Source organism: Pseudomonas putida (assembly GCF_026625125.1).
GTDB lineage: Bacteria > Pseudomonadota > Gammaproteobacteria > Pseudomonadales > Pseudomonadaceae > Aquipseudomonas > Aquipseudomonas putida_X.
This window is the reverse complement of record NZ_CP113097.1, coordinates 4539186-4562802: the sequence shown is the minus strand read 5'-3', so window position 1 is coordinate 4562802 and position 23617 is coordinate 4539186. Positions and strand designations below refer to the sequence as shown.

The following is a 23617-nucleotide window of genomic DNA, read 5'->3' as shown; positions in this document are numbered from 1 at the left end:
ATGAGCCTGGATAACATCTCCTGCCAGAAAAGCTTCGGCGGCTGGCACAAGCGTTACCGGCATCACTCCAAGGTGCTGGGTTGCGACATGGTGTTCGCCGTTTACCTGCCGCCGCAGGCCGAACAGGGCGAAAAGCTGCCCGTGCTGTACTGGCTCAGCGGCCTGACGTGCACCGACGAGAACTTCATGCAGAAGGCCGGCGCCCAGCGCCTGGCCGCCGAGCTTGGCCTGATCATCGTCGCGCCCGATACCAGCCCGCGTGGCGAGCAGGTGCCAGGCGACCCTGACGGTGCCTGGGACTTCGGCCTGGGCGCCGGCTTTTACCTCAACGCCACCCAGCAGCCTTGGGCGCAGCACTACCGCATGCACGATTATGTGGTCAAGGAGCTGCCAGAGCTGATCGAAGCGCACTTCCCGGCCTCGGGTCAGCGCAGCATCAGTGGCCACTCCATGGGTGGGCACGGCGCGCTGGTCTGCGCCCTGCGCAACCCGGGGCGCTATCGCTCGGTATCGGCGTTTTCTCCGATCAGCAATCCGATGGATTGCCCTTGGGGTGAAAAGGCGTTCAGCCGTTACCTAGGGGAAGACCGGGCGCGCTGGCGTGAGTGGGATGCCAGTGTGCTGCTTGCCGAGACGCCAGCGGGCCAATGCCCACCATTGCTGGTCGATCAAGGCGATCGTGACGACTTCCTGGCCAAGCAGCTCAAGCCTGAAGCGTTGGAGCAGGCGGCCCGCAAAGGGGGGCATGCCTTGGACCTGCGGCTGCAACCTGGCTATGACCATAGCTATTACTTCATCGCCAGCTTCATTGATGAGCATCTGCGCCATCACGCCGTGGCACTTGGGCGGGGGTAGGGGGGCAAGCTTCAAGCTTCAAGCTGCAAGCTGCAAGCTGCAAGGCAGTGCGGTTGGCGCAGCGCCTGCTTTTGGCTTGCGGCTCGTAGCTTGCAGCTTGCAGCTGCAAATGCAGGTAGAATCACGCCCTGACTCAATCAGGGCGTTTTTCTATGCGTATTGGCCACGGCTACGATGTGCACCGTTTTTGCGACGGTGATTTCATTACCCTGGGTGGGGTGCGTATCCCCCACAAATACGGCCTCCTGGCCCATTCCGACGGTGACGTGCTGCTGCATGCCCTGAGCGATGCCTTGCTTGGCGCGGCGGGGCTGGGTGACATTGGCAAGCACTTCCCCGATACCGATCCCCAATTCAAGGGTGCCGACAGCCGTGCGCTGCTGCGCCATGTGGTCGGCATCGTCCAGGCCAAAGGCTGGAAAGTCGGTAATGTCGACGCCACCATCGTTGCCCAGGCGCCGAAAATGGCCCCGCATATCGAAACCATGCGGCAACGGATCGCCGAGGACCTGCAGGTCGAGCTCGACCAGGTCAACGTCAAGGCTACCACCACCGAAAAACTGGGCTTCACTGGCCGCGAGGAGGGTATTGCCGTGCACGCGGTCGCCCTGCTGCTGCCAGCATGACCGAAATGGAACTGCTGGGCCCGCGCGCATCGGGCCAACCCCTGGGCACCGCGATACTCAAGGCTGTGGCCGAAGATTTCCAGGTCGACGAGGTGCTTGACATCCCGCTCTCGGGCCAAGGGGAGCACCTATGGCTGTGGGTGGAGAAGCGTGACCTCAACACCGAAGAAGCTGCCCGCCGCCTGGCGCGGGCCGCAGGCGTGCCGGTGCGCTCGATCAGCTATGCCGGCCTCAAGGATCGCCAGGCCCTGACGCGCCAGTGGTTCAGCCTGCACCTGCCGGGCAAGGCAGACCCTGACCTGTCGCGTGCCGAAGATGCCACCCTGCGTGTGCTCAAACAGGTGCGCCACCAGCGCAAGCTGCAGCGCGGCGCCCATTCGGCCAATGGCTTCACCCTGCGCCTCAGGGCGCTGGCGGCTGATCATGCGGCCCTCGATGCCCGCCTGCAGACGCTTAAGCAGCAGGGTGTGCCGAATTACTTCGGCGGCCAGCGTTTCGGGCATGGCGGCGGCAACGTCCAGGATGCCCAGCACTGGGCTGCCCGCAAAGCCCTGCCCGAGCAGCGCAACGTGCGTTCGCGGTTGCTCTCGGCTGCCCGCAGCTACCTGTTCAACCAGGTCCTGGCCGCCCGTGTTGCTGACGGTAGCTGGCAGCAGGCCCAAGTCGGTGATCTGCTGGCATTCACCGATAGCCGTAGTTTTTTTTCGGCGGGTGAACTGGAATGTTCAGACCCCCGCTTGGCCATTCTGGACTTGCATCCTACCGGGCCAATGTGGGGCGAAGGCCCGTCTCCTGCGGCCGGCGCGGCCTTGGCACTGGAGACGGCGATAGGCGAGCAGCATGCATCGCTGTGCCAATGGCTGGCCAATGCAGGCATGAGTCACGAACGGCGCATCCTGCGGCTCCCTATTGGCGGCCTTACGTGGCATTATCCGGAGCCTGATAACCTGCAACTGGAATTCGTCCTTCCGGCCGGATGCTTCGCCACCGTGGTGGTGCGCGAACTCGTCGATCTGGTGCCGGCAGGGCAGACGGACAGCCCATGCGTATTCTGATTTCGAATGACGACGGTGTTACGGCACCTGGCCTCGCCGCGCTACACGGTGCGCTGGTGGATTATGCCGAGTGCGTGGTGATCGCCCCGGACCAAGACAAGAGCGGCGCCGGCAGTTCGCTGACGCTGGACAGGCCGTTGCACCCGCAAACCCTGGCCAACGGCTTCATCAGCCTCAATGGCACGCCTACCGATTGCGTGCACCTGGGGCTCAATGGCCTGTTGCCGGAAACACCGGACATGGTGGTATCGGGGATCAACCTCGGTGCCAATCTGGGTGATGATGTGATCTATTCCGGCACGGTCGCGGCCGCGCTGGAGGGGCGCTTCCTCGGCGGTACCTCGTTGGCATTTTCATTACTGTCGCGTCTGCCCGACAATCTGCCGAGCGCCGCGTTCATCGCCCGCCGCCTGGTCGAGGCGCAGTCACGCCTGGAACTGCCGCCGCGTACGGTCCTCAATGTCAATATTCCCAACCTGCCGCTTGAACACATCCGTGGCATACAGGTTACCCGTCTCGGTCACCGGGCGCGGGCGGCGGCACCGACCAAGGTGGTCAACCCGCGTGGCAAGGAAGGTTACTGGATTGCCGTGGCCGGTGATGCCGAAGACGGTGGGCCGGGTACCGACTTCCACGCGGTGATGCAAGGTTATGTGTCGATCACCCCGCTGCAACTGGACCGCACCTTCAACGATGCTTTCGAGCAGCTTCATGGTTGGCTGGAGGGCGTGCTCTGATGCGCGAACAGGACGATCTGCAGCGCCGGGGTATCGGTATGACTTCCCAGCGTACCCGCGAGCGGCTGATCCAGCGCCTGTGCGAAGAGGGCGTATCGAACCCCAAGGTGCTCGATGCCATCCGCCGTACGCCGCGCCATCTGTTCGTCGATGAGGCCCTGGCCCATCGTGCCTACGAAGATACTGCGCTGCCGATCGGGCACAATCAGACCATCTCCCAGCCTTTCATGGTTGCACACATGAGTGAGCTGCTACTGGAGGCCGGGCCGCTGGACAAGGTGCTGGAGATCGGTACCGGGTCCGGTTACCAGACGGCCATCCTTGCCCAATTGGTGGAGCGGGTATTTTCGGTAGAGCGCATCAAGGTGCTGCAGGACCGTGCCAAAGAACGCCTGGTCGAACTGAACCTGCGCAACGTGGTGTTCCGTTGGGGGGATGGGTGCGACGGCTGGCAGGCGCTGGCTCCCTACAACGGCATCATCGTTACCGCCGTGGCGCCAGAAGTGCCACAGGCACTGCTCGACCAGCTGGCTCCCGGGGGGCGAATGGTCATCCCGGTAGGCCCTGCTGGCGAAGTCCAGCAGCTGATGCTGATCGTGCGTGAGGAGCAAGGCTTCTCCCGCCGCGTACTGGGCGCCGTGCGCTTCGTACCGTTGCTCAATGGCCCGGTGGCCTGAGCTGCAGGGAATATTTGTGCTGGCGACGAATTCTTGCCGCATTGCCCTGTCTATCTGGCGGGGCATCCCGGCTCTTTACCGAGCCTGTGGCCGAGCCTGCCAATACAGTCGCACTCGGTTATAATTGCAACATTATTGCATTTCTTTGCGTATTTTCGATTTTCGGCACCATGAGGGGAGCGCGGGTGGGGCACACAGTCATTCGGCAGCGCAGGGATTGGTTGAGTTTCAAGCTTCTGGTGATTGCACTGGCCATGGGCGCCCTGCTGACTGGTTGCTCAAGCACCGGCTCAGGCGGCGCACGCGTGGTCGATCGCAGCAATGCGGCGCCCAAGCGGCCGACGGTGACCTCGGGCCAGTATGTGGTCAAGCCTGGCGATACGTTGTTCTCCATTGCCTTTCGCTACGGCTGGGACTACAAGGAGCTCGCAGCCCGCAATGGCATCTCTGCGCCTTACACCATCCGGCCAGGTCAGGCGATCCGCTTCAGCAGCGGCGCTACCGGCAGTACCACAGTGGTGTCCAGCCCCTCTTCTTCGAGCAAGACGACGGTCATTCGTCGGCCTGTTGGACAACCTATCACGACCCCCGCCAGCGGCGGGAAAACGACGCCAACAACGCGAACCACGCCTACTCCGGTGGTTACCACGGTGCCCGCCGCAGAGCGCGCGGTGGGCGGTTGGACCTGGCCTGCAAATGGCGTGCTGATTGGAAAATTCGCTTCAAACGGTAGTTTGAATAAAGGCATTGATATCGCCGGTGATTTGGGACAGCCTGTTTTTGCTGCGTCTGATGGTGCGGTGGTCTACGCCGGGAGTGGCTTGCGGGGCTACGGCGAACTGATCATCATCAAGCACAGCGATACCTACGTCAGTGCCTACGGTCACAACCGCAGGCTGTTGGTTCGGGAGGGGCAGCAGGTCAAGGCAGGGCAGTCGATTGCTGAAATGGGGTCCACGGGCACTGATCGGGTGAAGCTGCATTTCGAGATTCGCCGCCAGGGCAAACCCGTCGATCCACTCCAGTTCCTGCCACGTCGTTGATTGTTGTTCCCGGCCTGTTCCTCTGAGGTAGAGGGGAGAGGCTCCAGCGATGCCAGGGATGCAGGCGCCGCTCGAGTCTGAGTTCGAACTCAGCAAAGGACTATAACAATGGCTCTCAATAAAGAAGCGCCGGAGTTTGACATCGACGATGACGTGCTCCTGATGGAGACGGGCATCGTTTTGGAAACGGATGTGGTGTCAGACGAACCTGCTGTACCGTCGGTTCGGACCAAGGCTAAATCAGGCTCTACGCTCAAGCAGCATAAATATATCGATTACAGCCGGGCGCTCGATGCCACCCAGTTGTACCTCAACGAGATTGGTTTCTCGCCTCTGCTTTCGCCGGAAGAGGAAGTGCACTTCGCGCGCTTGTCGCAGAAGGGCGATCCAGCCGGGCGCAAGCGCATGATCGAAAGCAACCTGCGCCTGGTCGTGAAAATCGCCCGCCGTTACGTGAATCGCGGCCTGTCCTTGCTTGACCTGATCGAGGAGGGCAACCTGGGGTTGATTCGAGCAGTCGAGAAGTTCGACCCAGAGCGCGGTTTCCGTTTCTCGACCTACGCGACGTGGTGGATCCGCCAGACCATCGAGCGGGCGATCATGAACCAGACCCGCACCATTCGCCTGCCGATCCATGTCGTCAAGGAGCTCAACGTCTACCTGCGTGCGGCGCGGGAGTTGACCCAAAAGCTCGACCACGAGCCTTCCCCCGAAGAGATTGCCACCCTGCTGGAAAAGCCCGTTGCCGAGGTCAAGCGCATGCTTGGTCTTAACGAGCGGGTATCGTCGGTGGATGTTTCGCTCGGGCCAGATTCGGACAAGACCCTGCTCGATACACTCACCGACGATCGGCCGACCGACCCGTGCGAACTGCTGCAGGATGACGACCTGTCTCAGAGCATCGATCAGTGGCTGGGCGAGCTCACCGACAAGCAGCGCGAGGTGGTGGTACGCCGTTTTGGTCTACGGGGGCACGAGAGCAGCACCTTGGAGGATGTAGGCCTCGAAATCGGCCTTACCCGTGAGCGGGTGCGGCAGATCCAGGTAGAGGGCCTCAAGCGCCTGCGTGAGATCCTGGAGAAGAATGGCTTGTCCAGTGAGTCACTGTTCCAGTAAGCATTCAATGCCAGTATGCAAAACGCCCCGATGACCTCGGGGCGTTTTCGTTTGGTGCGCAGGCCATGGCGGCCGGCCGTTAGCTGAGTACGAGGAATATGTAACTTGCTACCCCTGATGCACTGCGTGTAAGCCTTTGCTTACTTGTTGTGTAAGCCATACACGTAACAGCCAGTAAATCATTGTCGTTTCCAGATCCGATTTTTTCTCAAGCCGCTGAAATAATTGAACTTTTTGGATATGTGGAAATGTGTCCACGGCAATGTCTTGTGAGGGTTCGCGGTTGCCTGGCCTCCAGAAGTCGTTAGTATTCGAACTGTGCACACGGACATGCACAGGCGTTCAGGAAGAGCGCCAAGGACATCGCAAGACGCGATTCATCAGGACGATGTTCAGGACAAGCAGGGACTACGGAAAAAAATGTGGGCGGGTCAAACCGCCCCTTTTTTTCGCCCGCAGAAAATGAAAAAAGGCCCGTTGCGGGCCTTTTTCGTATCCGGGCGATTAACGCTCCAGATCGGCGATCTTGCCGGGCTTGCCATCCCACTCTTCGGCGTCAGGCAGGGGATCCTTACGCTCAGTGATGTTCGGCCAGATCTCCGCCAGCTCGGCATTGAGCTCAAGGAAGTTCTCCATGCCCGCAGGCACTTCGTCTTCCGAGAAGATGGCCTGGGCCGGGCATTCAGGCTCGCACAGTGCACAGTCGATGCACTCGTCCGGGTGAATGACCAGGAAGTTCGGGCCTTCGTAGAAGCAGTCCACCGGACAGACTTCCACGCAGTCGGTGTATTTGCATTTGATGCAGTTGTCGGTGACGACGAAGGTCATTTCTAGTTCTCTCCTCAGGCAACGGCGGCGGCCCTTCCTCTCAGGGCCGCGCGGTTTACGGGCATGTGGCTGCAGGCCAGGCTAATAACCTGCAGCACCAGCAAACCGCGGCGGATTCTACCAGCTTGTAGTGGACGCCGTTATAACAGGTTCTTTAGTTGATATAGCATTTCGATAGCTTGACGCGGGGTCATGTCGTCCAGGTCCAGCTTGCCCAGCTTCTCGATGGCCGGGTGTGGCAGGCTGGCGAACAGGTCGCTCTGGTGCGGTGCTTGTGGCTCGCCCTTGGCTTTTTTCGACACGGGTTGTTCGTGGGGCAGGCTGCTGGTCTCCAGCCGCCCAAGGTGTTCGCGCGCACGCTGGATGACCGGCGACGGCACGCCCGCCAGTTGCGCCACGGCCAGGCCGTAGCTCTGGCTGGCGGGGCCAGGCAGCACGTGGTGCAGGAACACGATGCGCTCGTTGTGTTCGGTAGCGTTCAGGTGGACGTTGGCCACCAGCGGTTCGCTTTCCGGCAGGACGGTCAACTCGAAGTAGTGCGTGGCGAACAGCGTGTACGCACGCAGCTGCGCCAGGCGCTCGGCAGCCGCCCAAGCCAGCGACAAGCCGTCGAAGGTGCTGGTGCCACGGCCGACCTCGTCCATCAGTACCAGGCTGCGGTCAGTGGCGTTGTGCAGAATGTTGGCGGTTTCGCTCATCTCGACCATGAACGTCGAGCGGCCTCCTGCCAGGTCGTCGCTGGAGCCGATACGGGTGAAGATGCGATCGACCAGCGACAGTTCGCAGCTGGCCGCCGGAACGAAACTACCGATGTGCGCCATCAGCACGATCAGTGCGGTCTGGCGCATGTAGGTGGATTTACCACCCATGTTCGGGCCGGTGATGATCAGCATCCGGGTGCTGTTGTCCAGGCCCAGGTCGTTGGCTACGAACGGCGTGGTCAGTACCTGTTCGACCACCGGGTGGCGCCCCTGCTCGATGCGCAGGCAAGGTTCCTCGACGAAACGCGGGCAGTTCAGGTCCAGGTTCAGCGCCCGCTCGGCCAGGTTGCTCAGCACGTCCAGCTCGGCCAGCGCCGCAGCGCTGTCCTGCAGCGGTGCGAGGTGGCTGATGAGTGTCTCGAGCAACGCGTCGTACAGCATCTTCTCGCGGGCCAGGGCACGGCTCTTGGCCGACAGCGCCTTGTCCTCGAACGCTTTGAGCTCCGGCGTGATGAAGCGCTCGGCCCCTTTGAGGGTCTGGCGACGAATGTAGTCGCCCGGGGCCTGTTCGGCTTGCTTGGTCGGCAATTCGATGAAGTAGCCGTGCACCCGGTTGTAGCCGACTTTCAGGTTGGCAAGCCCGGTGCGGGCCTTCTCGCGGGCTTCGAGGTCTATCAGGAGCTGGCCGGCGTTTTCGCTGATCGCCAGCAGATCGTCCAGCTCGTTGTCGTAGCCGGCCTTGAGTACGCCGCCGTCGCGGATAACCGCTGGCGGGTTGTCGATGATCGCCCGCTCCAGCAGGCTGGCCAGTTCCGGGTAGGTGCCGGTGATGGCCGCCAGGCGCGCCAGGTGTGGGGCTTCCAGCTCGGCCATGGCGTTCTGCAGTTCGGGCAGGGCGCCGAGGGCATCACGCAAGCGTGCCAGATCCCGCGGGCGGGCATTGCGCAGGCCGATACGGGCGAGGATCCGCTCGATATCGCCAATTTCCTTGAGCTGGGGCTGCAGTTTTTCGAAGCGGTAGCCATCGAGCAGGCAGCGAATCGAATCCTGGCGCGCCTGCAAGACCTTGAGGTCGCGAAGCGGCCGGTTCAGCCAACGGGTCAGCAGCCGGCTGGCCATTGCGGTCTGGCAGCGGTCGATCACCGACTGCAAGGTATTGTCGCGGCCGCCTGCCAGGTTGATGTCCAGTTCCAGGTTGCGACGGCTGGCCCCGTCGAGGATCACGGTGTCGTCCAGGCGCTCATGGCGCAAGCTGCGCAGGTGGGGCAGGGCGGTGCGCTGGGTTTCCTTGGCGTAGGTCAGCAGGCAGCCGGCGGCGCCGATGGCCAGGGTCAGCTTGTCGCAACCAAAGCCCTTGAGGTCTTTGGTTGCGAACTGCTGGCACAGCGCCTTGCGTGCCGAGTCGCGGTCGAAGTCCCAAGGGGCACGTCGGCGTGCGCCCGGACGTTTCTCGGCCGGCAGGTCGCGGGGCCAGTCGTCGGGGATCAGCAGCTCGACAGGGTTGATGCGTTCAAGCTCGGCCAGCAGGTTTTCCCAGCCTTTGATCTCTTGCACGCTGAAGTTGCCGCTGGTGATATCCAGCACTGCCAGGCCAAACAGGCGCTCGTCCCCCAGCAGTGCGGCAATCAGGTTGTCGCGGCGCTCATCGAGCAACGCTTCGTCGCTGACGGTGCCTGGGGTGATGATGCGCACCACCTGACGCTCCACCGGGCCCTTGCTGGTGGCGGGGTCACCGATCTGCTCGCAGATCACCACCGACTCGCCGAGCTTGACCAGCTTGGCCAGGTAGCCTTCCAGCGAGTGGAACGGAATTCCGCACATGGGGATCGACTGGCCGGCAGACTGACCGCGCGCGGTCAGGGTGATATCCAGCAGTTTTGCGGCTTTTTTCGCATCTTCATAGAAGATTTCGTAAAAGTCGCCCATGCGGTAGAACATCAGCTGGTCCGGGTGCTGGTTTTTCAGCTTCCAGTACTGCTGCATCATCGGGGTGTGTGCGGAAAGATCAGACATTCAGGGCCTTACAGCGGGTATCTGGTTGGCGATTGTGAAACCGGCAATGGTACAGGCTTTTCGGCCGAGATGCAGGCGGCGGGCGAGCGCCTTTGCACCCGGCTGCATCGATTGCATTTCCTGCGGCGGCGCTGCATTATGCACGCTATGCAAAAACGCAATGTAGCTACCGTACTCAGAGAACTGCTCGCCCGCCACGGCCTGTCCCCTACAGAGCTGCATCGGCGCACGGGCGTGCCTCAGTCCACCTTGTCGCGGATCCTCAGCGAGAAGATCGTCGATCCCTCGGACAAGCACGTGTCGAAAATTGCCGACTATTTCGGCGTCAGCACTGAACAGCTGCGCGGCCGCGCGGAACTTGGCGCCTCACGCGAAGCCGCCGTGCCCGCACACGGCCATGCTGACCTCAGTGACATCAGCCTGTGGGATGATGAAACGCCCGTCGAGGACGACGAGGTGTCAGTACCCTTTCTCCGTGAGGTCGAGTTGGCAGCAGGATCAGGAAGATTCGTCATCGAGGAAAGCGAGCGCGCTCGCCTGCGCTTCGGCAAGCGCAGCCTGCGCCATAACGGCGTGCAGTTCGACCAGGCCAAGTGCGTGACCGTGCGCGGCAACAGCATGCTACCGGTGCTGCGAGATGGGGCGACGGTCGGTGTCAATACCGGCAAGTGCTCGATCGGTGACATCATCGATGGCGATCTCTACGCCATCAACCACAATGGCCAATTGCGCGTGAAGCAGGTTTATCGGTTGCCCACGGGTATCCGCCTGCGCAGCTTCAATCGCGACGAGCACCCTGATGAAGACTACAGCTTCCTGCAGTTGCAGGAGGAGCAGATCAGCTTGCTCGGTCATGTGTTCTGGTGGGGCATGTACGCCCGCTGACCAGGCGTTTTTTCAGAAAAACCCGCTTTGGCGGGTTTTTTTTCGCCTGGTGAACAGTCCTACAGGCCTGATGAGCAGAGACCTTCATGCGTATCAGCAAAGCCGAGCTTACTTTTCAATGAATAAATGCATTGACTGCATATGCATGTACGCATAGATTGTGTCTCAGGTCGGGCTAGACCTTTATTACGCCGGCAGCGCGGATGCCGGTGGGCATCACACGGGAGACAGGGCAGTGACGAACGAGCACCAAGTGTTACTGGAGATGCCGCTCTGGCTGGTGATCGTCCTGGCATCGCTGGGCGGCCTCAGCGGCGAAATGTGGCGGGCCGACAAGGCGGGCGCCACCGGTTGGTCGCTGCTGCGACGACTGGCGCTGCGCTCCGGCGCCTGTATCGTCTGCGGCGTTTCGACGGTGATGTTGCTCTATGCCGGCGGCCTGTCGATCTGGGCGGCCAGCGCATTTGGTTGCCTGACCGCGGTAGGTGGCGCCGATGTTGCCATGCGCCTTTATGAGTGCTGGGCGATCAGGCGGCTGGGCTTGCGTGAAAACGCGTCGAGCGATGAGTGAATGAAGGATGTGCATGCGAAAGTGTGCGCTTGGGTAAAGCAATGCCTGTCCCGATCAGCCACCTCAAATGCTAGGGTGTGGCTCTGCCTCTCTTCCAGGAACTGCACATGGACCCGATTACCGTTCTCTCCGCCCGACTGGGCGAACACCTGCGCCGTTTCAGCGCCCAGGTCACCACCGCCGAATCCTGCACCGGCGGTGGCATCGCCGAAGCTATCACCCGCGTACCTGGCAGCTCCGCCTGGTTCGAGGCTGGCTATGTCACCTACTCCAACGCTCAGAAGACCCGCCAGCTTGGGGTCCCTGAACATTTGTTCGCCCAGGTAGGTGCAGTCAGTCAGGAAGTGGTCGAAGCCATGGTGCGCGGCGCCCAAGCGGCCAGCGGTGCGCGTTTCGCCGTGGCGGTGAGTGGTGTGGCCGGGCCCGATGGTGGCTCGCCGGCCAAACCCGTTGGTACCGTGTGGCTGGCATGGGCCGATGGCAGTCATGTGATCAGTGAGCGTCGCCACTTCGACGGCGACCGTGAAGCAGTGCGCCGACAGACGGTGATCGCCGCGCTAGACGGCTTGTTACAGCTTGGTGCCGAGTAAATCGACGACAGGGGTTTGCTCAAGCGCTTCCCTGTGGAATAATACTGGCTACTTATACAGGTATTCCGGCCATCAGGGCCAAGTCGAACACGTGAGGATTTCAATGGACGACAACAAGAAGCGCGCCTTGGCTGCGGCCCTGGGTCAGATCGAACGCCAATTCGGCAAGGGCGCAGTCATGCGCATGGGCGATCACGAGCGCACTGGCATTCCGGCCATCTCCACCGGCTCCCTGGGCCTGGACATCGCCCTGGGCATCGGCGGCCTGCCAAAAGGCCGTATCGTCGAGATTTATGGCCCGGAGTCTTCGGGTAAAACCACGCTCACCCTGTCGGTCATCGCCGAAGCCCAGAAAAGCGGCGCCACCTGTGCCTTCGTCGACGCCGAGCACGCGCTGGACCCTGAGTACGCCGGCAAGCTGGGCGTAAACGTCGACGACCTGCTGGTTTCGCAGCCGGATACCGGTGAGCAGGCGCTGGAAATCACCGACATGCTGGTGCGTTCCAACGCCGTTGACGTAATCATCGTCGACTCCGTGGCCGCCCTGGTGCCCAAAGCGGAAATCGAAGGCGAGATGGGTGACATGCACGTTGGCCTCCAGGCCCGTCTGATGTCCCAGGCGCTGCGTAAGATCACCGGTAATATCAAGAATGCCAACTGCTTGGTCATCTTCATCAACCAGATCCGTATGAAGATCGGTGTGATGTTCGGTAGCCCCGAAACCACCACCGGTGGTAATGCCCTGAAGTTCTACGCCTCGGTGCGCCTGGACATCCGCCGTACTGGTGCAGTCAAGGAAGGCGACGAAGTCGTCGGCAGCGAAACCCGCGTCAAGATCGTCAAGAACAAGGTTTCGCCGCCGTTCCGTCAGGCTGAATTCCAGATTCTTTACGGTAAGGGTATCTACCGTAACGGCGAAATCATCGACCTGGGTGTTTCCCAAGGGTTGGTCGAGAAGTCGGGGGCCTGGTATGCCTACCAAGGCAACAAGATCGGCCAAGGCAAGGCTAACGCGGCCAAGTACCTGCAAGAGAACCCGGCCATTGGCGCCGAGATCGAGAAGCAGATTCGTGAGAAGCTGCTCAAGGCGGGTGTCGTTGCCGAAGCGGGCAAGGCTGCTGCAGCCGATGCCAACGCCGACGACGTGGCTGACGCCGACGCCGGTTATTGATAGCTGCTTGGCCTGATCATGTCCGTCGTACTCGACACCCCCGTCGCCGTTCGGCGGACAGCCATGGACCTGCTTGCGCGCCGCGAGCATGGTCGCATCGAGCTGACGCGTAAACTGCGTCAGCGCGGCGCTACGGATGAGTTGATCGAGCCAGCGCTCGATCGGCTCGCCGAAGAAGGGCTGCTCAGCGAGGCTCGCTACCTCGAAAGCTTCATCAGGTACCGTTCCAATGCCGGCTATGGTCCAGCGCGTATTCGCGAGGAACTCGGCCAGCGTGGCCTGAACCGTGGCGATGTCGACCAGGCACTGCGTGACTGTGGTGTGAACTGGGCAGAGCGGTTACAGGATGCCTGGCAGCGCAAATATGCCGGTCAACGTCCGCAGGATCCCCGCAGCCGCGCCCAGCAGACCCGATTTCTCGCTTACCGTGGGTTTCCCATGGACATGATCGGCCGCCTGCTCAGCGGCCGAGACTTGGACGACTATTGATCTAACAGCCACATCGCAGGCAGGCGTACTCAGCTGACCTTCAGCGCGTCCCTTGCCCGCTGTGTAGTATGCATCGGCTGGGGCTTGGCCCAGTTCTCCGACAGATTGATGAAATCCACCAGCTCACGCAGGCGCCCTTGGTTGCGCCCATTGAAGGCAAAGGTCAGGCGGGTCAGGTGGTTGTAGTTGCCTACTTCATGCTCTGCGCCACTGTCGGCATGTTGGTAGTACTTACCGCTGAGCCGTAAATCGGCGAAGGCTTCCTGAATTTCATGCAGTGCTGCGTCGCTGAGCCGATGATGCATGCGGATCACGAACTGGTTCTTCAGCCAACGGCTGGAGTGGTAGTTGCTGTAGAACTGGTTGATCTCCTCCACCGCCTCGTCGGCACTGTGCACCAGGCGTAGCAGCTTGAGGTCACTGGGTAGGATGTAGCGGTTTTCTTCCAGTTGCCTGCTGATGAAGTCCAGGCAGTCTTGCCAGAAGCTGCCACCTGGTGAATCCAGCAGCACCACCGGTACCAGTGGGCTTTTGCCAGTCTGAATCAGTGTCAGTACTTCCAGTGCTTCGTCGAGCGTGCCGAAACCTCCGGGGCAAAGGACCAGGGCGTCCGCTTCCTTGACGAAGAACAGCTTGCGAATGAAGAAAAAGTGGAAGGGCAGCAGCTTGTCAGTGCCGTCCACTGTAGGGTTGGCGTGTTGTTCGAAAGGGAGGGTGATGTTGAAACCCAGGCTGTGGTCGCTACCCGCGCCTTCATGCGCAGCGGCCATGATGCCGCCACCTGCGCCGGTAATGACCATCAGGTCGGAGCGGGCCAGTGTGGCGCCCAGTTCGCGGGCCAAGGCATACATCGGGTGTTCCAGCGGTGTGCGCGCCGAGCCAAAAACCGTGACCTTGCGCCGGCCCTTGTAGCGTTGCAGGCTGCGGAAGGAGTGGTCCAGTTCGCGAAGGGCCTGCAAGGTGATCTTGGCACTCCAGCGATCGGTGTCGTCGTGGGCCATGCGCAAGATGGTCAGCATCATGTCCCGGTACAGTGGCAGGTTGGGGCTGTCCGGTGCGACCAATTGCAGTTGTTCGTCTAGCTTGCTCAGGTCGATACCACTGTCCCTGAAGTGATTGAACAGATACTCATTGGGTTGGTAAGGCATTCAACGTCTCCTTCTGCAGCAAAACCTCTGACCGAGCTGATGGCTGGGCTCGGCCGCGACACTACGTGCGTCGCTGGCTGCTCTTGCTCGAGTGTGCGTCCCGAGCATTGCAGTAGGCCTTCAAGGCCCTGATGCAGTGCGTCATTCATCTTGTCGTTTTTGTGCGCTTCGCTATCAATCTAGACCCTTGCGCCACTTCGTGCAGGCACTATCGCTGCGGCCACTCGTCGGCACGCGGCCATTGATGGCAAGGGTTTGGTTAACTGGAGAAGCGAAACGTGTCGATGCAGGAGGTGGCGGTATGCATCGCTTGGTCATCGAGGTAGACCGGCAGCTGTATCAGCAGCTGGAACATGCGGCCCAGGTCCATCATGTGAGCCTGGAAGCGGAGTGCTTGCGGCGGTTGGCTGCGTTGGAATGCCAATCACCCTATCTGCAGGCGCTTTTGGCAGAGATGCGCGCCGACGAAGAGCCGCAGCGCGCGGAGGATGAGCGGGTCAGTTGATCACTTCTTCTTGTTGCCGGCAGTGCAGCTGGCAGCGTCGAAGGCCTGGTCCATGACAGGTTCGTTGGTCTTGTAGACGGTGAAGCGATAGACCATCACGGCGCCTTTGGACATCAGGTTGCGGTAGCCGCTATTGCGGCAGACGCTGTCACCCAATTGGCTACGCACCTCGGCGGGTTTTTCCTGCATGCGTGCGGCGTGCTCGGCGCGTACGCTCAGGTGATTGACCAGTGCTCTGCCTTCAACGGTATAGCCCTGGTCGAGGATATCTTCGTTGATGGCCCTTGGGGTGCCGACGCTGCTTTGCTTGGCGACCTTTTCCAGCAGCTTGTTCAGCTCGAACTCCTGCTTGGAGGCCCCCTGGGCTGCCAGTGGCAGGGTGAGCAACAGGCTCAGGGTCGGGACGATAAGACGCAGCATGAATCTCTCCTGGTTCGGTGACTGGCGCTTCGACATGCGCAGACGGCTGGTGTTCCATGAAACCCGCAGTATCGCGGGTAGGCTCGCGGCCACCAAACGCCGATTATAAAGGACCAGCCCGTCCAGCTGCACGGCAAATGACGCCCGCTCTGATAGAATGGCGCTTTGTTTTCATCGAGTTATCGCAGTGTCCAGTCACAACCTGTTCCGAGGCTTGCCAGCATGAGCCATGCGGTAGCGCGCCTGCGCGCCGAACGGCTGGCCCGCAGCATCAAGCCGTTCATTGCTCGTGGCTCACGTGCCGAACGTTGCCCTGACTGTCGGGTTATCGCCACCCATTGTCTATGTGCCTGGAAGCCAAAGGTGCAGGCCGACTCGGGTGTATGCCTGTTGATGCATGATACCGAGCCACTGAAGCCCACCAACACCGGCTGGCTGATCGCCGACGTCATCGAAGAGACCTCTGCCTTCGGCTGGTTGCGCACGGCGGTGGACGAACGATTGTTGACCCTGCTGGCAGACCCCCAGTGGCAGCCGTACATCGTCTTCCCCGGGGAATTCGTCGCCCAGGAGCGGGTGGTCAGCGAGGTAGTTCGTGTGCCGGGCAAGCGGCCTTTGTTCATCCTGCTGGACGCTACCTGGACCGAAGCCCGCAAAATGTTCCGCAAGAGCCCTTATCTTGACCGCTTCCCGGTGCTCAGCCTGCAAGCTGAGCAGATGTCGCGCTATCGCTTGCGCCGCTCCAAGCGCGATGATCATTTCTGCACTGCGGAAGTGGCTGCCATGTGCTTGGACCTTGCGGGTGACCACCAGGCTTCCCAAGCCCTGGATGCGTACCTGGATGTGTTCAGCCTGCACTACCTCAGTGGCAAGCGTCGTCTGCCACTGGATGAGCAGGACGCTACCCACCAGCGTTTGCATACCTTCCTATAGTCCAAGGGGCACAAGCCCCACTTTGGTTCATAATGACGGGGCTGGCGGCCAGGATGAAGCGAGGCGCCGGGGCGAGTGGTTTGACCCGCCCGGTTGTGCTCGGCACCTTGGCGCCGATTCCCCGCCGGGCGCTATCATTCCGCCGCTGCGCCTGGCACAGAACAGGATCCTTAGATCGATGGCCATGTACGAAATCCTGATTGCCGATGACCACCCACTGTTTCGTAGCGCTCTGCGCCAGGCCGTCACCCTCGGCCTGGGTGCGGATGTGCGCCTGGTCGAGGTGGCGAGCATCGCCGAGCTGGAAAGCCGACTGAGCGAAAAAGCCGACTGGGATCTGGTCCTGCTGGACCTGAACATGCCGGGTGCCTATGGTTTCTCCGGGCTGGTCCTGCTCCGTGGCCAGTACCCTCAGATCCCGGTGGTGATGGTCTCGGCCCAGGAGGAGGCTGCCGTGGTAGTCAAGTCCCGTGAGTTCGGGGCCAGTGGCTTCATTCCAAAGTCCAGTGGGCTGGAAGTGATTCAGGATGCAGTGAGAAAGGTGCTCGATGGCGACGTTTGGTGGCCGCCTCAGGCATTCGAAAGGGTCGATGTGTCGGCCGAGGCCAAAGCCGCCAGCGAAGGCCTGGCCAGCCTTACGCCACAGCAGTTTCGCGTGCTGACCATGGTCTGTGAAGGCTTGCTTAACAAACAGATCGCCTACGAGCTGAATGTGTCGGAAGCGACCATCAAGGCTCATGTGACAGCGATCTTTCGCAAGCTGGGCGTGCGCACGCGAACCCAGGCGGCCTTGCTGCTGCAACAACTTGAATCTGTTGCAAGCAGCTAACTGCTTGCAGCTTCACGCTTTTTTGACTCGTTTTGGACTAGTCTGCTGGCCTTTCATCGGTGAAGTGACGCACATGTCGCCATTCAAAGGCCAGACCGGCCTCAAACGTATCTTCAATGCCGCCGGCTATTCGCTGGACGGCCTGCGCGCCGCCTTCAAAGGCGAGGCTGCTTTCCGTCAACTGGTACTGCTCAATGTGCTGCTGATCCCGATTGCCTTTTGGCTGCCGGTAAGCCGCGCAGAGCGGGCCATCATGATTGCGGTGTGCCTCCTCGGGCTGATCGTCGAACTGTTCAACTCGGCGGTAGAGGCGGCCATTGACCGTATTTCGCTGGAGCGCCACCCGCTTTCGAAAAACGCCAAGGACATGGGCAGTGCTGCGCAACTCGTAGCGTTGACGATGGTGGCGTTGGTCTGGGGCGTTATCCTGCTCTAAGCGATCGGCGGCAGAACAATTTCGTCACTGCGGGTGAAGCCTGCGGTGAAGTTACGGCATAACTCGAGAAACTCGCGCATGGCCGAGGTCTGGTATTTTTGCTTGTGCCAGATGAAATAGAACTGGCGCATCAGGTCCAGCTCCGGGGTTTCAACCGGCACCAGGCTGCCACGCCGGAAGGCATCGCGCAGTGCCAGGCGCGATATGCAGCCAATGCCCAGGCCTGATTCCACGGCGCGTTTGATCGCTTCGGTGTGCTCCAGCTCCAGGCGGATGTTCAGGTTGGCGCGATGATGGCGCATGGCCTGGTCGAACGTCAGTCGTGTCCCAGAACCCTGCTCACGCAGGATCCAGGCTTCCTGGGACAGGCTTTCGATATCTGCATGGCCCACCTCGGCCAGCCGGTGTTGCGGCGCGCAGAACACCACCAGTTCGTCCTCCACCCAAGGCTGCACCTCCAGGTCTGGATGGCTGCAGTCGCCTTCGATCAGACCCAGATCAATTTCGTATTGTGCAACCTGGTGCACGATATGGGCGGTGTTCTGCACGTGCAGTTTGACCTGGCTTTCCGGGTGTACCTGCATGAAGCTGCCGATCAGCAAGGTGGCCAGGTAGTTGCCAATGGTCAGTGTGGCGCCGACTGCCAGTGAGCCAAAACCGGACTTGCCGTTGAGCAGGTCTTCGATCTCCTTGGCCTGGTCGAGCAGCGCAACCGCTTGCGGCAGCAACTGATGGCCCAAGGCATTGAGGGCCAAGCGTTTACCTGCACGGTCGAACAACTGGCAGCTCGATTGCCGCTCCAGTTCAGTGATGGACGTGCTGGCAGCCGACTGCGACAGGGCCAGCACGCTGGCGGCTCGAGAGACGCTCTGATGCTGGGCCACGGCGACGAATACCTGTAGCTGACGAAGTGTGAATCGCATATCTATATAACCGATAACACATATCTTGATAATTCAGTTAACAGATATTGTCGCTGCCCCTAAACTATCGCGCAACTGTGCGCTTTGCGCGCTGCGTTTTCTTCAGGAGCCCCATCGATGAGCAACATGAACCACGAACGTGTCCTCAGTGTGCATCACTGGAACGACACTCTGTTCAGCTTCAAGTGCACCCGCGACCCGGGCCTGCGCTTCGAGAACGGTCAGTTCGTGATGATCGGCCTGCAGCAGGACAGCGGCCGTCCGCTCATGCGCGCCTACTCCATCGCTTCGCCCAACTGGGAAGAGCATCTGGAATTTTTCAGCATCAAGGTGCCGGACGGTCCGCTGACCTCCCAGCTGCAGCACCTGAAGGAAGGCGACGAGATCATCATCAGCAAGAAGCCTACCGGCACGCTGGTCCTCGACGACCTCAACCCGGGCAAGCATCTGTACCTGCTGAGCACCGGCACTGGCCTGGCGCCGTTCATGAGCGTCATTCAGGACCCGGAAACCTACGAGCGCTTCGAGAAAGTGATCCTGGTGCACGGTGTGCGTTACGTGAATGAAGTGGCCTATCGCGAGTTCATCACCGAACACCTGCCGCAGAACGAGTTCTTCGGTGAAGCGGTGCGTGACAAGCTGATCTACTACCCGACCGTGACCCGCGAGCCGTTCGAGAACCAGGGCCGTCTGACCGACCTGATGCGCAGCGGCAAGCTGTTCAGCGACATTGGCCTGCCACCGATCAACCCGCAGGACGACCGCGCGATGATCTGTGGTAGCCCGAGCATGCTCGACGAGACCAGCGAGGTCCTCGACAGCTTCGGCCTGAAGATCTCCCCGCGCATGCGTGAGCCGGGTGACTACCTGATCGAACGTGCCTTCGTCGAGAAGTAATCGACCGGTAGCAAGCTTGGCCTGATGCCAGTCAGCCAAGCGCTTTACGGCCCATCGCCGGCAAGCCGGCCCCCACAGGTACAGCGCAGGCCTCAATGACTGCGCGGTCCCTGTGGGAGCCGGCTTGCCGGCGATTGGCTGCGCAGCAGCCCTGACAAGGCCATTAAGCCTGTGCGCCTGAGGCTGCCAGTGCCTTCAGTTTTCCGCAACGACCTCAAGCACCCGAATCACTTCCGGCTGCGGGTAGTGCCACCTGACCTGCACATCCCAGAACTTCACCCCGTACACCCGGTCCGGTACTGGCACCTGATAGGCCGGTCGAGGGTCCTGTGCCAGGCACTGCTCGATCAGCTCCACCAGTGGCTCGCCCAGGCGCAGGGCGTGTTCGCGGGCCTGGGGCAGGGCACTATCGCCCCATTGCACGGCGATCGCGGCAGGCGCATCGCTGGCCATCAGGTTGTTCGCCCCGGCGATGCTGTCGGCATAGGGAACATACGGTTTGATGTCCAGCACCGGCGTGCCATCGAGCAGATCGATGCCGGACAGTAGCAGCCGCCCCGGTTCCACCCCCTCCAGGCGCACCACCGACTGGCCGATGCCATTGGGCCGGTGGGTCGCTCGCGTGGCGAACACGCCCATGCTCTTGTTGCCGCCCAAGCGGGGTGGGCGCACCTTGAGGCGTGGCTTGTCTTCCAGGGCCTGATGGAACAGGAACAACAGCCACACATGGCTGACCTGCTCCAGGCCCGCCACGGCCTCGCCTTGGTCGAACGGTGGCAGCAACTCAAGTATCCCACGTGCAGCCGGCGCCAGCTGTGGCTGCCGTGGGATGGCGAATTTCTCCTTGAAGCAGGAGCGCACGATGCCAACAGGCGAAACCGTATGGTGCATCGCGAGTCAGCCGCGTACGCGCAGGGTCAGGCCCTTGAGGAAGTTGCGCAGCAACTGGTCGCCGCAAGGCCGATAGTTGTCATGGCCCACCTTGCGGAACAGTGCGCTGAGTTCGGGCTTGGAAACCGGGAAGTTGACCGACTTGAGGATCGCATGCAGGTCGTCTTCCTTGAGCTCGAAGGCTACGCGCAGCTTCTTGAGGATGGTGTTGTTGGTCACCGGCAGCTCAACAGGCTGTGGCGGACGGCTGTCGTCCTTGCCGCGGCGATAGAAGACCAAACCGTCGAGAAAGTGCGCCATGACCCGTTCGGGGCAACGCACAAAGCCGGCCTCGTCCTCTTTCATCAGGTAGGTGGCGAGCACTACCGGATTAACTTCCAGGCCCGAGAGCGCGATGATCTCGGCCATCTTGGCGTCGTTCACCTTGAGCATGTAGCGCAGGCTGCGCAGTACATCGTTGTGGTTCATTGCTGCAAAATCCTGTTCAAATGCCACGCCAGGGCGTGGCGCATTGCTTAGAAACGTTCAGTGCCGGCCAGGTAGCGCCAGTTGCCCACGGGCAGCTTGCCCATGGAGACACCACCCAGGCGAATGCGGCGCATGCTGAGGATTTCCAGGCGCAGGTAGGCGCAGATCTCGGAGATTTGCCCAGGCTGTGGATTTTTCAGGGCCAGGCGCAGGTGGGTCTCGTTCTGCCAGCTGGCCTTGGCCTTGGGCAGTTCCCGATCATTGCGCGTCGCGCCGCGCGCCAGGCGCTCCAGCGCCTGTGGCGTAGTCTCGCCGCGCACTTCGATGATGTATTCCTGTTCCAGGCGACGCAGGTCGGCTTCGATCTTGCGGGTAACCCGCCAATCCTGGGTGAACACCTGCAGGCCACTGGCTCCGCGCTCCAAGGGGGCCGAACAGGTCAGCCGGGTGAAGTGCCCGTGCAGCGGCCGCACGCCTTCGCGATGCGCTTCGCTGAGGCTGGCCATGTTGATGCTGGCGCGGGCCGTATCCATATCGACACCGGCAGGCTGGTTGAGCAGCAGGGTAACCGGGTCAAGCGCCTCGGCATTGGCGCCCGGCAACAGCTCGACCGCTTGCTGGTCAACCTTGAACTGAGGCTGCTCGACTACCACGCCATCGACCGTGACCCAGCCTCCTTCGATGTACAGCTCTGCCTCCCGACGTGAGCAACCGAGCTGCTCGATGAGGCGTTTGGACAGGCGGACGGGTTCGGACATGGCGGGCAATTCGCAAGGCAGGGAAAGTCTTGCATTGTACCTGTCCATGGGGGGCTGATGACGGGAATCTGTGCCAAATCCGTCAATTGGGAAGTATTGCACGGCCTCCTGCGACAAAGTCTTAGGACGCTGTACGAATAAGCTTCATATGAAGCAATGGATAGGGCTGCCCCAGGCCATCCGTTTCCGAGCGCCCGATCACCTCAAAGCCCTCGTGCCGGTAGAAGCCCAAGGCTTGGGGGTTCTGTTCGTTGACGTCCAGGTACTGGGCGTTCAGTTCGCTGATGGCATAACGCAGCAAGCGCTTGCCCACGCCTCGGCCGCGGTATTCCGGTGCCACGAACAGCATGTCCACACGCCCATTGGCGACACCGGCAAAGCCGCAGATGCGCTGGCGATCCTTGCAGCAGACCAGCATCACGGCATCCAGGTACTTGCGTAGCACATGATCGCGCAGCAGCAGGATGTAAGCGTCTGGCAGAAAATCATGGGTTGCGCGCACCGAGCTTTCCCAGACCTGAACCAGTTCCGGGTAATCAGACAGGTGGGGCGTTTGCAGCGTCAATGCCGAATGCATGCCGGTGTTCCTCGGTGGCCAATGAAGAAACCATAGATGCAAAAAGCCCCGCCAGTGGGGCGGGGCTTCTTCTACAGGCGCGGCCTCAGACTGGCTCTGCCCACATGTCGTACTCGTCGGCATCGACCACCCGGCAACGGACCTTGTCGCCCGGTTTGAAGCCATGGTCGCCATCGATGAATACGCTGCCATCGATCTCAGGTGCATCGAAGAAGCTGCGGCCAACCGAGCCTTGTTCTTCGACTTCGTCGATCAGCACTTCGATTTCCTTGCCGATACGCAGTTGCAGGCGGGCGCTGCTGATAGCCTGCTGGTGGGCCATGAAGCGGTCCCAGCGTGCCTGCTTGACGTCATCCGGCACCTCTTCCAGGCCCAGGTCGTTGGCAGGCGCACCCTCGACTGGCGAGTACTGGAAGCAGCCGACACGGTCGAGCTGAGCTTCGGTCAGCCAGTCCAGCAGGTACTGGAAGTCTTCTTCGGTTTCGCCCGGGAAGCCGACGATGAAGGTCGAGCGAATCACCAGTTCCGGGCACTGCTCGCGCCAGCGCTTGATGCGCGCCAGGGTGCGGTCTTCGAAGGCAGGACGCTTCATCGACTTGAGCACTTTCGGGCTGGCGTGCTGGAACGGGATGTCCAGATACGGCAGGATCTTGCCGGCGGCCATCAGCGGGATCACGTCGTCGACGTTCGGGTACGGATAGACGTAGTGCAGCCGCACCCAAGCGCCCAGGCTGCTCAGCGCTTCGCACAGCTCAAGCATGCGGGTCTTGACGGGCCGGCCGTTCCAGAAATCGGTCTTGTACTTGACATCGACGCCGTAGGCGCTGGTGTCCTGGGAGATCACCAGGATCTCCTTGACGCCGGCCTTGACCAGGCGTTCGGCTTCGCTCAGCACCTCGCCGACCGGGCGGCTGACCAGCTTGCCGCGCATCGACGGGATGATGCAGAAGCTGCAGCTGTGGTTGCAGCCTTCGGAGATCTTCAGGTAGGCGTAGTGGCGCGGGGTCAGCTTGACGCCCTGCGGTGGTACCAGGTCGATCAGCGGGTTGTGGTCCTGGCGGGGTGGTACCACTTCGTGCACGGCGTTGACTACCTGCTCGTACTGCTGGGGGCCTGTGACCGACAGCACGCTGGGATGCACGTCACGGATGCTGCCTTCCTCGACACCCATGCAGCCGGTGACGATGACCTTGCCGTTTTCCTTGATCGCTTCGCCGATCACTTCCAGCGACTCGGCCTTGGCACTGTCGATGAAGCCGCAGGTGTTGACCACCACCACGTCGGCATCCTCGTAGGTGGGCACGACTTCATAACCTTCCATACGCAGCTGGGTCAGAATGCGCTCGGAATCAACCAGGGCTTTTGGGCAACCCAGGCTGACGAACCCTACCTTGGGGGTGGCGGGAGTGGTGGACATGACTAACCTCGGTATTGAATACAGGCCGCCCGGCCGGAAACGGCGGCGACCCTGACGG

At 61.3% G+C, this 23617-nt stretch carries 27 protein-coding genes; 17 read left to right on the top strand and 10 right to left on the bottom strand.

Annotated features, from left to right (window positions below):
* The 7 genes from fghA (at window position 1) to rpoS (ending at window position 6109) form a co-directional block, all read left to right on the top strand.
* Entirely contained in the window at window positions 1-855 is an 855-nt protein-coding gene (gene fghA / locus OSW16_RS21015; protein WP_267818198.1) for an S-formylglutathione hydrolase, read from the top strand.
* A gap of 152 nt (window positions 856-1007) precedes the next feature.
* Entirely contained in the window at window positions 1008-1481 is a 474-nt protein-coding gene (gene ispF / locus OSW16_RS21010) for a 2-C-methyl-D-erythritol 2,4-cyclodiphosphate synthase (RefSeq protein WP_241804430.1), read from the top strand.
* Complete coding sequence (gene truD / locus OSW16_RS21005; protein ID WP_267818195.1) at window positions 1478-2536, top strand: tRNA pseudouridine(13) synthase TruD; 1059 nt, start codon at window positions 1478-1480, stop codon at window positions 2534-2536. The genes ispF and truD overlap by 4 nt, the downstream gene beginning before the upstream one ends.
* Entirely contained in the window at window positions 2524-3273 is a 750-nt protein-coding gene (gene surE / locus OSW16_RS21000; protein ID WP_012315875.1) for a 5'/3'-nucleotidase SurE, read from the top strand. Before truD ends, surE begins: the two co-directional genes overlap by 13 nt.
* A gap of 38 nt (window positions 3274-3311) precedes the next feature.
* Window positions 3312-3950, top strand: a complete 639-nt coding sequence (locus OSW16_RS20995) for a protein-L-isoaspartate(D-aspartate) O-methyltransferase (protein ID WP_161872020.1) — start codon at window positions 3312-3314, stop codon at window positions 3948-3950.
* A 185-nt stretch (window positions 3951-4135) separates the two neighbouring features.
* A complete protein-coding gene (locus tag OSW16_RS20990; RefSeq protein ID WP_267824074.1) occupies window positions 4136-4993 on the top strand; it encodes a peptidoglycan DD-metalloendopeptidase family protein in 858 nt (285 codons plus the stop codon).
* Window positions 4994-5101: 108 nt separating this feature from the next.
* A complete protein-coding gene (gene rpoS, locus OSW16_RS20985) occupies window positions 5102-6109 on the top strand; it encodes an RNA polymerase sigma factor RpoS (RefSeq protein WP_241804432.1) in 1008 nt (335 codons plus the stop codon).
* Window positions 6110-6613: 504 nt separating this feature from the next.
* Here the strand turns inward: rpoS and fdxA are convergent.
* Window positions 6614-6937: a ferredoxin FdxA gene (fdxA, locus tag OSW16_RS20980; protein WP_054891051.1), complete on the bottom strand. Its 324-nt coding sequence runs from the start codon at window positions 6935-6937 to the stop codon at window positions 6614-6616.
* A 140-nt stretch (window positions 6938-7077) separates the two neighbouring features.
* Window positions 7078-9651, bottom strand: a complete 2574-nt coding sequence (mutS, locus tag OSW16_RS20975; RefSeq protein WP_267818190.1) for a DNA mismatch repair protein MutS — start codon at window positions 9649-9651, stop codon at window positions 7078-7080.
* Window positions 9652-9789: 138 nt separating this feature from the next.
* Here mutS and OSW16_RS20970 point away from each other — a divergent pair, with 138 nt between their 5' ends.
* From OSW16_RS20970 to recX, 5 genes are all read left to right on the top strand, one after another.
* Window positions 9790-10536, top strand: a complete 747-nt coding sequence (locus OSW16_RS20970) for a LexA family transcriptional regulator (protein ID WP_267818188.1) — start codon at window positions 9790-9792, stop codon at window positions 10534-10536.
* A 235-nt stretch (window positions 10537-10771) separates the two neighbouring features.
* Window positions 10772-11107, top strand: coding sequence for a phage holin family protein (locus tag OSW16_RS20965; RefSeq protein WP_267818186.1), 336 nt, complete (start codon window positions 10772-10774; stop codon window positions 11105-11107).
* 107 nt (window positions 11108-11214) lie between these two features.
* The gene (locus tag OSW16_RS20960; RefSeq protein WP_241805949.1) at window positions 11215-11697 is read left to right on the top strand and encodes a CinA family protein; all 483 of its coding nucleotides are present in this window, start codon (window positions 11215-11217) and stop codon (window positions 11695-11697) included.
* 103 nt (window positions 11698-11800) lie between these two features.
* Entirely contained in the window at window positions 11801-12868 is a 1068-nt protein-coding gene (recA, locus tag OSW16_RS20955; protein ID WP_241805950.1) for a recombinase RecA, read from the top strand.
* 18 nt (window positions 12869-12886) lie between these two features.
* A complete protein-coding gene (gene recX / locus OSW16_RS20950) occupies window positions 12887-13357 on the top strand; it encodes a recombination regulator RecX (RefSeq protein ID WP_267818183.1) in 471 nt (156 codons plus the stop codon).
* A 29-nt stretch (window positions 13358-13386) separates the two neighbouring features.
* On the opposite strand, the gene OSW16_RS20945 is transcribed toward recX, so the two are convergent.
* Window positions 13387-14505, bottom strand: coding sequence for an LOG family protein (locus OSW16_RS20945; protein WP_267818181.1), 1119 nt, complete (start codon window positions 14503-14505; stop codon window positions 13387-13389).
* A 301-nt stretch (window positions 14506-14806) separates the two neighbouring features.
* Here OSW16_RS20945 and OSW16_RS20940 point away from each other — a divergent pair, with 301 nt between their 5' ends.
* On the top strand, window positions 14807-15010 hold the full coding sequence (locus OSW16_RS20940; protein ID WP_241805953.1) for a hypothetical protein: 204 nt from the start codon (window positions 14807-14809) through the stop codon (window positions 15008-15010).
* Here the strand turns inward: OSW16_RS20940 and OSW16_RS20935 are convergent, their stop codons facing one another.
* On the bottom strand, window positions 15011-15430 hold the full coding sequence (locus OSW16_RS20935; RefSeq protein ID WP_267818178.1) for a quorum-sensing-regulated virulence factor family protein: 420 nt from the start codon (window positions 15428-15430) through the stop codon (window positions 15011-15013).
* A 222-nt stretch (window positions 15431-15652) separates the two neighbouring features.
* On the opposite strand from OSW16_RS20935, the gene OSW16_RS20930 reads away from it, so the two are divergent.
* The 3 genes from OSW16_RS20930 (at window position 15653) to OSW16_RS20920 (ending at window position 17628) form a co-directional block, all read left to right on the top strand.
* Window positions 15653-16363, top strand: coding sequence for a tRNA-uridine aminocarboxypropyltransferase (locus OSW16_RS20930; protein WP_267818177.1), 711 nt, complete (start codon window positions 15653-15655; stop codon window positions 16361-16363).
* 178 nt (window positions 16364-16541) lie between these two features.
* Window positions 16542-17192, top strand: a complete 651-nt coding sequence (gene erdR / locus OSW16_RS20925; protein WP_012315844.1) for a response regulator transcription factor ErdR — start codon at window positions 16542-16544, stop codon at window positions 17190-17192.
* Window positions 17193-17265: 73 nt separating this feature from the next.
* The gene (locus OSW16_RS20920; RefSeq protein ID WP_008094698.1) at window positions 17266-17628 is read left to right on the top strand and encodes a diacylglycerol kinase; all 363 of its coding nucleotides are present in this window, start codon (window positions 17266-17268) and stop codon (window positions 17626-17628) included.
* Here the strand turns inward: OSW16_RS20920 and finR are convergent.
* Window positions 17625-18551 carry a LysR family transcriptional regulator FinR gene (gene finR / locus OSW16_RS20915; RefSeq protein WP_241805956.1) on the bottom strand — a complete coding sequence of 309 codons (927 nt, stop codon included), beginning with the start codon at window positions 18549-18551 and terminating at the stop codon, window positions 17625-17627. The two genes, OSW16_RS20920 and finR, sit on opposite strands and share 4 nt — an antisense overlap.
* 117 nt (window positions 18552-18668) lie before the next feature.
* Here finR and fpr point away from each other — a divergent pair, with 117 nt between their 5' ends.
* Window positions 18669-19448 carry a ferredoxin-NADP reductase gene (gene fpr, locus OSW16_RS20910; RefSeq protein ID WP_012315841.1) on the top strand — a complete coding sequence of 260 codons (780 nt, stop codon included), beginning with the start codon at window positions 18669-18671 and terminating at the stop codon, window positions 19446-19448.
* Between the two features lie 195 nt (window positions 19449-19643).
* On the opposite strand, the gene tsaA is transcribed toward fpr, so the two are convergent.
* The 5 genes from tsaA to rimO form a co-directional block, all read right to left on the bottom strand.
* Window positions 19644-20339 (bottom strand): tRNA (N6-threonylcarbamoyladenosine(37)-N6)-methyltransferase TrmO, encoded by a 696-nt coding sequence (tsaA, locus tag OSW16_RS20905; protein WP_267818172.1) that lies wholly within the window; start codon window positions 20337-20339, stop codon window positions 19644-19646.
* 6 nt (window positions 20340-20345) lie between these two features.
* Complete coding sequence (locus OSW16_RS20900; protein ID WP_267818170.1) at window positions 20346-20807, bottom strand: DUF1456 family protein; 462 nt, start codon at window positions 20805-20807, stop codon at window positions 20346-20348.
* A 47-nt stretch (window positions 20808-20854) separates the two neighbouring features.
* Entirely contained in the window at window positions 20855-21565 is a 711-nt protein-coding gene (locus OSW16_RS20895) for an rRNA pseudouridine synthase (protein ID WP_267818168.1), read from the bottom strand.
* A 121-nt stretch (window positions 21566-21686) separates the two neighbouring features.
* The gene (locus OSW16_RS20890) at window positions 21687-22142 is read right to left on the bottom strand and encodes a GNAT family N-acetyltransferase (RefSeq protein WP_241805960.1); all 456 of its coding nucleotides are present in this window, start codon (window positions 22140-22142) and stop codon (window positions 21687-21689) included.
* 85 nt (window positions 22143-22227) lie between these two features.
* On the bottom strand, window positions 22228-23559 hold the full coding sequence (gene rimO, locus OSW16_RS20885; protein ID WP_241805961.1) for a 30S ribosomal protein S12 methylthiotransferase RimO: 1332 nt from the start codon (window positions 23557-23559) through the stop codon (window positions 22228-22230).
* Between the last annotated feature and the right edge of the window lie 58 nt (window positions 23560-23617).

Excerpts from the sequence above, each read along its gene's own strand:
- OSW16_RS20900 (WP_267818170.1), bottom strand. The coding sequence starts at position 20,807 with ATGAACCACAACGATGTACTGCGCAGCCTGCGCTACATGCTCAAGGTG.
- finR (WP_241805956.1), bottom strand. The coding sequence starts at position 18,551 with ATGCGATTCACACTTCGTCAGCTACAGGTATTCGTCGCCGTGGCCCAG.
- OSW16_RS20935 (WP_267818178.1), bottom strand. The coding sequence starts at position 15,430 with ATGCTGCGTCTTATCGTCCCGACCCTGAGCCTGTTGCTCACCCTGCCA.
- OSW16_RS20930 (WP_267818177.1), top strand. The coding sequence starts at position 15,653 with ATGAGCCATGCGGTAGCGCGCCTGCGCGCCGAACGGCTGGCCCGCAGC.
- OSW16_RS20920 (WP_008094698.1), top strand. The coding sequence starts at position 17,266 with ATGTCGCCATTCAAAGGCCAGACCGGCCTCAAACGTATCTTCAATGCC.
- fdxA (WP_054891051.1), bottom strand. The coding sequence starts at position 6,937 with ATGACCTTCGTCGTCACCGACAACTGCATCAAATGCAAATACACCGAC.
- OSW16_RS20890 (WP_241805960.1), bottom strand. The coding sequence starts at position 22,142 with ATGCATTCGGCATTGACGCTGCAAACGCCCCACCTGTCTGATTACCCG.
- recX (WP_267818183.1), top strand. The coding sequence starts at position 12,887 with ATGTCCGTCGTACTCGACACCCCCGTCGCCGTTCGGCGGACAGCCATG.
- fghA (WP_267818198.1), top strand. The coding sequence starts at position 1 with ATGAGCCTGGATAACATCTCCTGCCAGAAAAGCTTCGGCGGCTGGCAC.
- erdR (WP_012315844.1), top strand. The coding sequence starts at position 16,542 with ATGGCCATGTACGAAATCCTGATTGCCGATGACCACCCACTGTTTCGT.
- ispF (WP_241804430.1), top strand. The coding sequence starts at position 1,008 with ATGCGTATTGGCCACGGCTACGATGTGCACCGTTTTTGCGACGGTGAT.
- OSW16_RS20960 (WP_241805949.1), top strand. The coding sequence starts at position 11,215 with ATGGACCCGATTACCGTTCTCTCCGCCCGACTGGGCGAACACCTGCGC.
- rimO (WP_241805961.1), bottom strand. The coding sequence starts at position 23,559 with ATGTCCACCACTCCCGCCACCCCCAAGGTAGGGTTCGTCAGCCTGGGT.
- tsaA (WP_267818172.1), bottom strand. The coding sequence starts at position 20,339 with ATGCACCATACGGTTTCGCCTGTTGGCATCGTGCGCTCCTGCTTCAAG.
- mutS (WP_267818190.1), bottom strand. The coding sequence starts at position 9,651 with ATGTCTGATCTTTCCGCACACACCCCGATGATGCAGCAGTACTGGAAG.
- rpoS (WP_241804432.1), top strand. The coding sequence starts at position 5,102 with ATGGCTCTCAATAAAGAAGCGCCGGAGTTTGACATCGACGATGACGTG.
- OSW16_RS20940 (WP_241805953.1), top strand. The coding sequence starts at position 14,807 with ATGCATCGCTTGGTCATCGAGGTAGACCGGCAGCTGTATCAGCAGCTG.
- surE (WP_012315875.1), top strand. The coding sequence starts at position 2,524 with ATGCGTATTCTGATTTCGAATGACGACGGTGTTACGGCACCTGGCCTC.
- OSW16_RS20895 (WP_267818168.1), bottom strand. The coding sequence starts at position 21,565 with ATGTCCGAACCCGTCCGCCTGTCCAAACGCCTCATCGAGCAGCTCGGT.
- truD (WP_267818195.1), top strand. The coding sequence starts at position 1,478 with ATGACCGAAATGGAACTGCTGGGCCCGCGCGCATCGGGCCAACCCCTG.
- OSW16_RS20945 (WP_267818181.1), bottom strand. The coding sequence starts at position 14,505 with ATGCCTTACCAACCCAATGAGTATCTGTTCAATCACTTCAGGGACAGT.
- recA (WP_241805950.1), top strand. The coding sequence starts at position 11,801 with ATGGACGACAACAAGAAGCGCGCCTTGGCTGCGGCCCTGGGTCAGATC.
- OSW16_RS20970 (WP_267818188.1), top strand. The coding sequence starts at position 9,790 with ATGCACGCTATGCAAAAACGCAATGTAGCTACCGTACTCAGAGAACTG.
- OSW16_RS20995 (WP_161872020.1), top strand. The coding sequence starts at position 3,312 with ATGACTTCCCAGCGTACCCGCGAGCGGCTGATCCAGCGCCTGTGCGAA.
- fpr (WP_012315841.1), top strand. The coding sequence starts at position 18,669 with ATGAGCAACATGAACCACGAACGTGTCCTCAGTGTGCATCACTGGAAC.